The sequence below is a fragment of the Arthrobacter sp. SO3 genome, assembly GCF_020532825.1.
In the GTDB taxonomy this organism is placed as follows: Bacteria; Actinomycetota; Actinomycetes; order Actinomycetales; family Micrococcaceae; genus Arthrobacter.
In genome coordinates this window covers 1-10,014 of sequence record NZ_MQTS01000138.1, presented here as the reverse complement: position 1 = coordinate 10,014, position 10,014 = coordinate 1, and the positions used below count along the sequence as shown (strand labels likewise).

General features: G+C 68.3%; 10 protein-coding genes and 2 tRNA genes. 1 reads left to right on the top strand and 11 read right to left on the bottom strand.

From position 1 onward, the window contains the following. The 3 genes from BJQ90_RS13335 to BJQ90_RS13325 all read right to left on the bottom strand — a co-directional run. On the bottom strand, positions 1–783 hold a 783-nt coding region (locus BJQ90_RS13335; protein WP_226760735.1), incomplete at its 3' end, for a dynamin family protein. 97 nt (positions 784–880) lie between these two features. Then, positions 881–953, bottom strand: a tRNA-Glu gene (locus BJQ90_RS13330). 130 nt (positions 954–1,083) lie between these two features. After that, positions 1,084–1,155 (bottom strand) — tRNA-Gln (locus BJQ90_RS13325). A gap of 331 nt (positions 1,156–1,486) precedes the next feature. Between BJQ90_RS13325 and BJQ90_RS13320 the strand changes: the two genes are divergently transcribed. Next, positions 1,487–2,902 carry a hypothetical protein gene (locus tag BJQ90_RS13320; protein ID WP_226760734.1) on the top strand — a complete coding sequence of 472 codons (1,416 nt, stop codon included), beginning with the start codon at positions 1,487–1,489 and terminating at the stop codon, positions 2,900–2,902. Here BJQ90_RS13320 and BJQ90_RS13315 read toward each other — a convergent pair. From BJQ90_RS13315 to BJQ90_RS13285, 8 genes are all read right to left on the bottom strand, one after another. Beyond that, positions 2,899–3,663, bottom strand: coding sequence for an HAD family hydrolase (locus BJQ90_RS13315; protein ID WP_226760733.1), 765 nt, complete (start codon positions 3,661–3,663; stop codon positions 2,899–2,901). The genes BJQ90_RS13320 and BJQ90_RS13315 overlap by 4 nt on opposite strands. Continuing rightward, complete coding sequence (gene gltX, locus BJQ90_RS13310) at positions 3,663–5,195, bottom strand: glutamate--tRNA ligase (protein ID WP_226760732.1); 1,533 nt, start codon at positions 5,193–5,195, stop codon at positions 3,663–3,665. Before gltX ends, BJQ90_RS13315 begins: the two co-directional genes overlap by 1 nt. Before the next feature lie 35 nt (positions 5,196–5,230). Further along, positions 5,231–5,473: a hypothetical protein gene (locus tag BJQ90_RS13305; protein WP_226760731.1), complete on the bottom strand. Its 243-nt coding sequence runs from the start codon at positions 5,471–5,473 to the stop codon at positions 5,231–5,233. A 17-nt stretch (positions 5,474–5,490) separates the two neighbouring features. Continuing rightward, entirely contained in the window at positions 5,491–6,267 is a 777-nt protein-coding gene (locus BJQ90_RS13300) for a fumarylacetoacetate hydrolase family protein (protein ID WP_226760730.1), read from the bottom strand. Positions 6,268–6,387: 120 nt separating this feature from the next. Further along, entirely contained in the window at positions 6,388–7,161 is a 774-nt protein-coding gene (locus BJQ90_RS13295) for an MBL fold metallo-hydrolase (RefSeq protein ID WP_226760738.1), read from the bottom strand. Positions 7,162–7,212: 51 nt separating this feature from the next. After that, on the bottom strand, positions 7,213–7,341 hold the full coding sequence (locus tag BJQ90_RS22535; RefSeq protein WP_264197274.1) for a hypothetical protein: 129 nt from the start codon (positions 7,339–7,341) through the stop codon (positions 7,213–7,215). A gap of 184 nt (positions 7,342–7,525) precedes the next feature. After that, positions 7,526–8,638, bottom strand: coding sequence for a branched-chain amino acid aminotransferase (locus tag BJQ90_RS13290; RefSeq protein ID WP_226760729.1), 1,113 nt, complete (start codon positions 8,636–8,638; stop codon positions 7,526–7,528). A gap of 135 nt (positions 8,639–8,773) precedes the next feature. Further along, the gene (locus tag BJQ90_RS13285) at positions 8,774–9,826 is read right to left on the bottom strand and encodes a 3-isopropylmalate dehydrogenase (protein ID WP_226760728.1); all 1,053 of its coding nucleotides are present in this window, start codon (positions 9,824–9,826) and stop codon (positions 8,774–8,776) included. Between the last annotated feature and the right edge of the window lie 188 nt (positions 9,827–10,014).

The window sequence follows — 10,014 nt, the reverse complement described above, 5'->3', positions numbered from 1 at the left end:
CCCGTCCAGGGCGGCTTCCGGTACGACGAAGAGGCGGGCCCCGCCGAGGCCTTCCCTGCTGAGCATGGACTGCAGGTCCGCCCTGACCTCGGCTTCGGCGGCGGCGGGGACACGGTCCAGCACCACGGCCACCATGATGTCCCGGGAGGCTGCGTCCAGCAGCAGGCGCCACGGAACGGCGTCGGCATAGCGGTTGGCAGTGGTGACGAAGACCCACAAGTCGGCGGCTGCGAGCAACTGGCCGGCCAGTTTGCGGTTGTCAGCGGAAATCGAATCGACGTCGGGAGCGTCCAGCAGCGCGATCCCCTGCGGAACCGCCGGATCGGCCACCAGCACGAGTGAGGTGACCGCGGCCGGGTCCGGCGCGGGTCCGGCCTGGCTGGCGGGCAGTGGTTCGCGGTTCACGGTGCCGCGGATCCGGCTCAGGTTTGGCAGGACCCGCTGGTCCTCGAACCAGCGCCCGTCGGCGGGGTGGTGCAGCAGGATGGGCTGGCGTGTGGTGGGCCGGATGGCACCCGCGCGGGTGACGGCGTGCCCGACGAGTCCGTTGACAAGGGTTGATTTACCGGCGCCGGTGGAACCGCCCACGACGGCCAGCAGGGGTGCGTCCAGGCTCCGGTAGCGCGGCAGGATGTAGTCCTCGAGCTGGGCAACGGCGCTCCGGATGTCCCGCCGGGCATCGTCCGAGCCGGGCAGCGCCAGGGGCAGGGACGTTGCAGCCAGATCGCGGTGGACGGCTTCCAGTAATTCAACGGCCTGGCCGGGGGTTTCGTCGGAGCTCACCGCATCATCATGCCAGCTTCGGGTTGCCCCGGTCCGGCGCCGCGGGATGGGTACACGAAAAACGGCCCCGGGCAGATGCCCGGGACCGTTTCAACTGTGACCCCAGCGGGATTCGAACCCGCGTTACCGCCGTGAGAGGGCAGCGTACTAGGCCGCTATACGATGGGGCCGCGTACTCTCCAGAATGGCATCTCTGCCATTCGCGCTAAGCGATTATTTCACACACTCAGCAAGTGTTTCAAATCGGCAGGCCGATTCGAAACCCCTGATCAGCCGCGGAAATCCGCGGATTTTTCAGAGCTGGGATACCAGGACTCGAACCTAGAATGACGGTACCAGAAACCGTAGTGTTGCCAATTACACCATATCCCAATGGAACTTTCGGGCCGGATCCGTGGGTCTAAACCCGCGCTCCCGGCGCCTCAGCACGAGTAATTACTTTACCCGAGACTTTTCCTGCGCACAAATCGGCCGCCCTGCCGCCCCCGGAACGGCCCTCGGAGCACCCGGCACCCTCCCCCAACGAGAAAAACCCTTGCCAATCAGGCGCTGACAAGTTTACTCTCGGTAAGTTACTTACGAGTAACCAACCCTCCCCCAGTCCGCTGCGGGCAGCTGCGCCGGATCTTCCGGGTGTTAGCTGCCTCACAGCCCAGGGCCGGCAGCAAAGCCGCTGCCGGCAACACCGTCGAGAGGAACCACAGTGACACAGAGCCGTGCCGCCGCCAGCAGGACCCGTACCCGTGGCCAACAGATCGCCATCGCCATCCTTGCCCTGCTTCTCATCGCCCTTCTGGGCTTCTACACCCTCGTCACCGGCCGGATCACGGATGGTTCGGCCCGGCTCAAGGAAGGCGCCGGGCAGGCCTCTGCCGGAGCCGCACAGCTCAAAGACGGAGCCGGCAGGCTCGCCACCGGCGCCGGGCAGGCCGACACCGGTGCCGGCAAGCTCTCGGCCGGGGCCGAAAAGGTCCATGAGAGGATCAGCGGGAAACTGGCCCCCGGCGCCGAGAAGCTCCAGGCCGGCGCCGACCAGCTGTCCGCGGGCGCGGTGAAGATTGAAACGGACGTCAACAACAAACTTGCCCCCGGCGTCTACAAGGTCGACGACGGCGCGCACAAGCTGGTCGCGGGGGCCGTGCAGCTCTCTGCTGCCCTGACGCCCACGGCCGCCGGCACTGCCGAGAACAACCTGGCCGATGGCGCCACGCAGCTGGATGCGGGCGCGGCACGGCTGGCTCAAGGCTCCGGCGAGCTGGCGGCCGGAACGGTCCAGCTGAAGGGCTACCGGGGCGTCCACAACGACCCCGAAGCCGGGACGGGAACCGCGGCCCTGGCGCAGGCCCTTGAGCTGCTGGAGGCCGCCGCCTCGGATCCCGTGCAGGGCCTGGTGCCCTTGGCCGCGGTCAAGGACAAGATCGCCAAGATTGCCGCCGGTGCCCGGAAGCTGGACGCCGGGGCCTCCCAGCTGCAGGCCGGTGCGGGCCGCCTGCAGGCCGGCGCCGGCCAGCTCCAGGCGGGGACCGGGAAGCTGACGGCTGGTTTTGACACCCTTGCCGGCAAGCTCAACAGTCGGGACCCCAGCAGCCCCGGCGTGGTCCTGGGCACGGAACTGCTGGCAGATGGAACGTCGAAGATCCGGACGGGCATCGACGGTGTTCCGGGGGACCCCGAACACCCGGGGCTCCTCACGGCTGCCGCCAGGATGACCGAAGGCAGTTCCCGGCTCACGGACGGAACCGTGGCCCTTAACGCGGGCATCAAGGGAGATCCGGCCGATCCGGCGAATCCCGGCTTGCTCAACGGATCCCTGGCCCTGGCGTCGGGCGCCTCCGAGCTCTCGGCAGGCAACACCAAACTGGCGTCCGGTTCCTCGCAGCTGTCCACCGGCGCAGACAAGCTCGCGGACGGGAACGCCCTGATTGCCGCGGGCACCGGCACCCTGTACGCCAGCGCCGCGGCAGTCTCGCCCTCGAACATGGTGGGTCAGTCCGACGCCGCCACGGCCCTCGGGATCTTCGGTGTCCTGGGCCTCGGCTCGGTTGGCGCCTTCTTCGTGCTTCGGAACCGCCGGGTTCCTGGCCGCGCCGCCAAGCCGGGGCTTGAAACCGGAATTTAGGCCAGCAGTTCCAGCAGTGAACCGATCTCGCGGCCGGCGAAGCCCGGGGCCGGTTCCCCGCCGCGGTTCAGCCAGACGCCCAGGAGGCCTGCCGCCGTCGAGCCGTCAGCGTCGAGAAGGCGGTTGTCCCCCACGTAGAGCGTTTCGCCCACGCCGGTGCCGAGGCGGCGGACTCCCTCCAGGTAAATGGCCGGATCAGGCTTCGCCGCACCCACCGTGTCTGTGCCCACCAGCACGCTGATGCGTGCCAGGCCGGCGGCATCCAGCTTGACCCGCTGGTAGTCGTGGACGTTGTTGCTCACGGCGCCATAGGGGATGCCTGCGGAATCCAGGGCGTCCAGTATCGGAGTGACGTCGTCGAAAGCGCGGATGTAGCCATGCTGCAGGCTGGCGTAGGAACTGACCCAGTGGTGGGCCTGCTCGCCCTCCTCCAGTTCCACACCGAAGTGTCCGAGGGCGGCCCTGCCCCGGAGCAGGCGCTGCTCGTTGAAGCTCAGTTCCCCGGCCAGGTAACGGTCGTAGAAGTGCGTGGTCTCGCGGGTGAAGATCCGGCCGAACTTCTCCCACCCGGCCTCGTCCATGCCGGGCAGGAGGTGCTCGCTGACGTCACGGAGCGCTGCCGTCATGGCGAACTCAAGGTCCACCAGGGTGTCGTCGATGTCGAACAGCACGCCGCGGATGCCGGCCAGGCCGGCGGCCAGCGCGCTGATCCCGGCCTCGGGCCGGTCGCCGGGTCGGTTCCCGGACTGCACGGCGGTCATCAGCCGCGGAAGGCGCGCAGCCGGGCCAAGGAGGAGTCCTTGCCCAGGATCACCATGGATTCGAACAGGGGCGGGGAGATCCGCCGGCCGGAGATGGCGGTGCGGACCGGGCCGAAGGCCAGCCGCGGCTTGACGCCGAGTCCCTCCACGAGGGCTGCCTTGAGGGCGGCCTGGATGGCGTCCGCGTTCCAGTCGGCCAGCGGTGCCAGGGCGGCCAGGGCGGCGTCCAGCACCTCGGCGAGGTTCTCCGGAAGCCCCTTGCGGGCGTCGTCCGCGACGTCGATCGCGTCGTCGTTCTTGAACAGGAAGGCCAGCATTTCGGGGGCTTCGCCCAGCAGCGAGATGCGCTCCTGGATCAGCGGGGCCGCCTCGGCGAGGATCTCCTCCTGGCGGGCGGTGGGGGTGTCCCCGACAAAGCCGGCGGTGCGCAGATACGGGACGAGCCGGGCGCGGAAGTCCTCGGCGTCGAGCATCCGGATGTGCGTGCCGTTGATGGCCTCGGCCTTCTTGATGTCGAAGCGGGCCGGGTTGGCGAGCACATCGTTGACATCGAAGTGCTCGATCAGCTGGTCCACCGTGAAAATGTCCTCATCGGCGGAAAGGCTCCAGCCGAGCAGGGAGAGATAGTTGAGCAGGCCTTCCGGGATGAAGCCGCGGTCCCGGAGCAGGAACAGGTTGGACTGCGGGTCGCGCTTGGAGAGCTTCTTGTTCCCTTCGCCCATGACGTAGGGCAGGTGCCCGAAGACCGGCATGTAGCTGGCGACGCCGATGTCCATCAGCGCGCGGATCAGCACCACCTGGCGCGGCGTGGACGAGAGAAGGTCCTCGCCGCGGAGCACATGGGTGATTCCCATGAGGGCGTCGTCCACGGGGTTGACCAGGGTGTAGAGCGGGGAGCCGTCGGCGCGGACGATCACGTAGTCCGGAATGCTGCCGGCCTTGAACGTGATGTCGCCGCGGACCATGTCGGTGAAAGTGACGTCCGTATCCGGCATCCGCACGCGGAGCACGGGCTTGCGGCCCTCGGCCTTGAACGCGGCCAGCTGCTCCGCGGAGAGCTCGCGGTCGAAGTTGTCATAGCCGAGCTTGGGATCGCGGCCGGCGGCGCGGTGGCGGGCCTCGACTTCCTCCGGGGAGGAGTAGCACTCGTAGGCGTAGCCGGCTTCCATCAGCTTGGCGACGACGTCCTTGTACAGGTCCAGGCGCTGTGACTGGCGGTACGGTTCATGCGGTCCGCCGACCTCCACGCCTTCCTCCCAGGTGATGCCGAGCCATTTCAGGGCCTCGAGCAGCTGCTGGTAGCTCTCCTCCGAGTCGCGCGCCGCGTCCGTGTCCTCGATGCGGAAGACGAAGGTGCCCTTGGTGTGGCGGGCGTGGGCCCAGTTGAACAGGGCCGTACGGATCAGGCCGACGTGCGGGGTGCCGGTGGGTGACGGGCAGAACCGGACACGGACCGGGGTATCGGCGGTGACTTCGCTGGTCACAGTGGGGGCGGAGCTGGAGACGGCGTCGGGCGCGGAGGGAGTAGTCATAGTGACACCAACTTTACCGCCTGCCGCTCCGCGCTTTACCGCCTGCGGCCGCGCGCCGGTTGCCGGCGCGAGAGGGCCCTGACGAGGTAAAGCCCGGCCAGGGCCAGTCCGGCCGCCAGGAATCCCAGCGCCAGCCAGAGCGGCCCGTCGAAATACTGCACGGCGCGTGCCGCCATGGTGAACGTGCCGATGGATCCCAGCGCATAGAGCAGGAAGGAACGGCGGCCCCGGGTTCCCCGGGGGCCGCCCAGGCGCCTCATCAGGCCAGGGATGTTCATCTGCTGCCCTGCTCCGCCTAGCGGCGGACGACCGGGTTGGAGAGGCGGCCGATGCCCTCGATCTCGACCTCGAAGCGGTCGCCGGCCTGGACGAGTCCGACGCCGGCGGGAGTGCCGGTCATGATGACGTCGCCGGGCAGCAGGGTGAAAGCCTGCGAGACGATCGAGACGAGTTCGCGGACGCCGCGGATCATTTGGCTGGTGCTTCCGTCCTGGCGCAGCTCGCCGTTGAGGCGGCCCTGGATCTGCAGGTCCTCGGTGTTCAGTTCGGTCTCGATCCACGGCCCCAGCGGCGCGGAGGTGTCGAAGCCCTTGGCACGGGCCCACTGCAGGTCGGTCTTCTGGACGTCGCGGGCGGTGAGGTCATTGCCGCAGGTGTAGCCGAAGATGACGTCGTCGACGCGCTCCTCCGGGACGTCCTTGCAGATCCGGCTGATGACGACGCAGAGTTCGGCTTCGAAGGACACTTCCTCGGAGAACTCCGGCAGGACGATCGGATCGTTGGGACCGATCACGGAGGTGTTGGGCTTCAGGAAGAGCAGCGGCTGCTTCGGGACCTCGTTGCCGAGTTCCTCGGCGTGTTCAACGAAGTTGCGGCCGACCCCGATGACCTTGCTGCGCGGGATGATCGGGGCGAGCAGGCGCACATCCTCCAGCTTGTGCCGGACGGCGGTTCGTTCCACGCCGTGGAAGAAGGGGTCGCCGTTGATGACAGTGACTTCCTCACTGCCGGGCTCACCTTCGACAATGCCGTAGAGGGGATCAGAATCAACAACAAACCGGGCGATACGCATGGCTCCAAGCGTACCGTCTCCGGCGGGTGTGCCGGACGCCAGGCCGGACTCCCCGGCGGCACAGACCGTGCGGGCCGGGTTCCCCGCCGCCTGGTAGGGGGTGCCCGGTTAGGGTGCCGGTTAGGGGGTGCCGCCGCCCAGGCGCAGGTAGTGCAGCTGGGCGGCGACGGAGAGTTCCGCCGCGGGGCGCACGGCGGGATCGACGGCGGCATACACGGCGTCGGCAACCTCGGTGACCTGGGCCCCGTCGCCGAGGCTCTCAAGGGCGGAGCGGATTTGTGCGAGCCGGTCCTCGCGGTGGTCCCGGTAGGCGCGGACGATGGTGTCGAGGGCGGGCAGCATCGGGCCGTGGGCCGGGAGGACGGTGGCGGCGCCGAGGCTCTCCAGCCGGTCCAGCGACGAGAGGTAATCGCCCAGGGTGCCGTCAGGGTAGTCCAGGACCGTGGTTCCGAGTCCCAGGATCGTGTCGCCGGTGAGGACCGAGCCGTGGGCGCCGTCCTGAGGCAAATGGAAGCAGACCGAGTCCGAGGTGTGGCCCGGCGTCGCGAGGACCCTGATTTCCGCGCCGGCGGCGTGAATGACTTCCCCGTCCATGAGGGGGCTTCCGCCGTGGCAGTGGGCGGGATCCTTGGCGCGCACGGGTGCGCCGGTCAGTTCGGCGAACCTGGTGGCGGCGGCAGTGTGGTCGGCGTGCCGGTGTGTGATCAGGATGAGCTCGACGGCGCCGGCCAGGGCCAGTTCCTGCAGATGCGCCTCATCCAGCGGGCCGGGATCAACCACGACGGTGCCGGCCGAGCCGGGGGCGGAAATGACGTAGGAGTTGGTCCCGTGCAGGCTCATCGGCCCCGGGTTGGGGGCCAGCCTGAAGCGGGTCAGCTCTGTGCTGCGCACCATGGCGCGGGGGTCGTCCGGGATCACAGTTCCATCTTCCCACCGAAGCGGCAGTCAGACGAGCAGCACGACTGCAATGACCGCCGGCAGGAGTGCCTCGGCGATGGCGCTCGCCCACAGCCGCCGTTCGGAGAGCACCAGAATAATGCCGAGGAGCACGTGGCCCGGACAGGTGAAGAGCAAGAGGGTCCGCCCGGCCGCCGGCTCCGAACCTGAATTAGTCCAGTCATGGGCAATATTGTGCCCCTGCGTCCGGAACGTGGCCAGGGACTTCTGCGGGTCGAACGTCGAGTCCAACAACGACGGCGGCCCCGCACCGGAAGGTGGGGGCCGCCGTCGGGCGCTGCCTCTTGCCGGGGGTCCGGGCTCAGGCCAGGCGGGTCAGCCAGCCGTGGGTGTCCTCGATGGTTCCGGTCTGGATTCCGAGGAGCTGCTCGCGGATGGCCATGGTGGTCGCCCCGGCCGACGCGGCCTCGGAGCCGATGAACTCGGTGTTGTCCTTGAGCACCCCGATGGGGGTGATGACGGCGGCGGTGCCGCAGGCGAAGACCTCGGCGATGTCGCCCGAGGCCACGCCGTCGCGCCACTCATCCAGGGTGATCTTGCGTTCGGTGACCTCGCGGCCCATGTCCCTGGCAACCTGGATGACGGACATCCTGGTGATGCCCTCCAGGATGGTTCCGCTCAGCGCGGGGGTGACCAGGGAGCCGTCCTTCATCACGAAGAACACGTTCATGCCGCCGAGCTCCTCCACGGCGTTGTCATTGAACTGGTCCAGGAACAGCACCTGCTTGCAGCCGTGGGCCTCGGCTTCCTGCTGCGCAATCAGTGACGCGGCATAGTTGCCGCCGCACTTGGCGGCGCCGGTTCCGCCGCGGCCGGCGCGGGCGTATTCGCGGGAGATCCAGATGGAGACCGGCTTGAGCTCGCCGCCGAAGTAGTTGCCGGCCGGGGAGGCGATGACGCGGAAGGAGACTTCGCGGGCGGCGCGGACACCGAGGAAGGCCTCGGTGGCGATCATAAACGGCCGCAGGTAGAGGGCTTCGCCGTCGCCGGAGGGAACCCATTCCCTGTCCACCGAGACGAGCTCGCGGATGGCGCCCAGGAAATACTCTTCCGGAAGCTCGGGGAGGGCCAGACGGCGGGCCGAACTGTTCAGGCGCGCGGCGTTGGCCTCGGGGCGGAACGTCCAGATGGAACCGTCGGCGTGGCGGTAGGCCTTGAGCCCTTCGAAGATTTCCTGGCCGTAGTGGAGCACGGCCGCGGACGGGTCCAGGGAAATCGGGCCGTAGCCCTCAACCCGGGCATCGTGCCAGCCGCCCTTGCCCTCGGCGTCGACGCTGTAGTCGACGATGGCGGTGTGGTCGGTGAAATAGTTGCCGAAACCCGGGTTCGCCAGGATGGCAGCACGTTCTTCAGCGGACTTCGGGGTTGCCGAAAGATGCTGGGTGAATTCGACGCCATGGGCAGTCTGAGTCATGGTTCCTCCACGGTCGGCTGCCTGGCGTGTGAACGTGGTTCATCCTCGGACCACAGCAGCATATTGGTGATTCGAAACAAGCTTACGCCCGTCAGCGGACCCTCCGGCGCGCGCCGCGGAACCGCCTGCGGGCCCCTACAGGGCGGCGGCGATCGCGTCGCCAATCGCGCTGGTACTGCGGACCGCGGAGCCGCGGCCTGCGACATCGGCAACGACTGCCGCTTCGATCTTGCGGGCGGCGGCGGCGTAGCCAAGGTGGTCAAGCAGGAGCGCGGCGGAGAGGATAGCCGCGGTGGGGTCAGCCTTCTGCTGGCCGGCGATGTCCGGTGCGGACCCGTGGACGGGTTCGAACATGGACGGCGCCGTGCGTTCCATGTTGATGTTTCCGGACGCGGCCAGGCCGATGCCGCCTGTGACCGCGGCGGCGAGGTCGGTGATGATGTCGCCGAAGAGGTTGTCCGTGACGATCACGTCGAAGCGCGCCGGATCGGTGACCATGAAGATCGTGGCGGCATCGATGTGCAGGTAGTCATGGGTCACCTCGGGGAAGTCCAAGGCCACGGCCTCCACTGTGCGCTTCCAAAGGTGGCCCGCGAAGACCAGTACGTTGTGCTTGTGAACCAGGGTCAGCTTCTTGCGCGGCCGGTCGTTGGCGCGGCGGAAGGCGTCCCGGACCACGCGCTCCACGCCGTGGGCGGTGTTGAGCGAAACCTCGGTGGCGACCTCGTGGGGGGTGCCGGCGCGCAGCGTGCCGCCGTTGCCGACGTACGGGCCCTCGGTGCCCTCACGGACCACGATGAAGTCGATGTCGCCGGGGTTGGCGAGCGGGCTGCCGACGCCCGGGTAAAGGCGGGAAGGGCGCAGATTGACGAAGTGGTCCAGGCTGAAACGCAGTTTGAGCAGCAGTTCGCGCTCGATGATGCCGGACGGGATCCGGGTGTCGCCGGGGGCCGCCCCCACCGCACCGAAGAGGATGGCGTCGCGGGTGCGGAGATCGGCGAGCGTCTCCTCCGGCAGGGTCTCCCCCGTTTCGAGCCAGTGCTGCGCGCCGAGCTTGTAGTGGGTCTGCTGCAGGACGATCCCCTCGGGCGCGGCGGCCTTCTCAAGGACCTTCAGGGCTTCGGCTGTGACCTCGGGGCCGATGCCGTCGCCGGGAATAACAGCCAGATCAATCGTGGATGCGCTCATGTTTTCAGCGTAGCCAAGAGATCCACATGCTGGTCAAGTCGTCTCATTATTCGAACACCCGTATTCCAGCTTCCAGCGCCGAGGTGACACTTCGCGCCCATGCCGTTGCCGAACATGGGCGCGAAGTCTCACCTCGGCGCCGTGGCGCGGGCGGCCGGTGGGGCGGCGCGGTCCACGGCGTCGGGGGC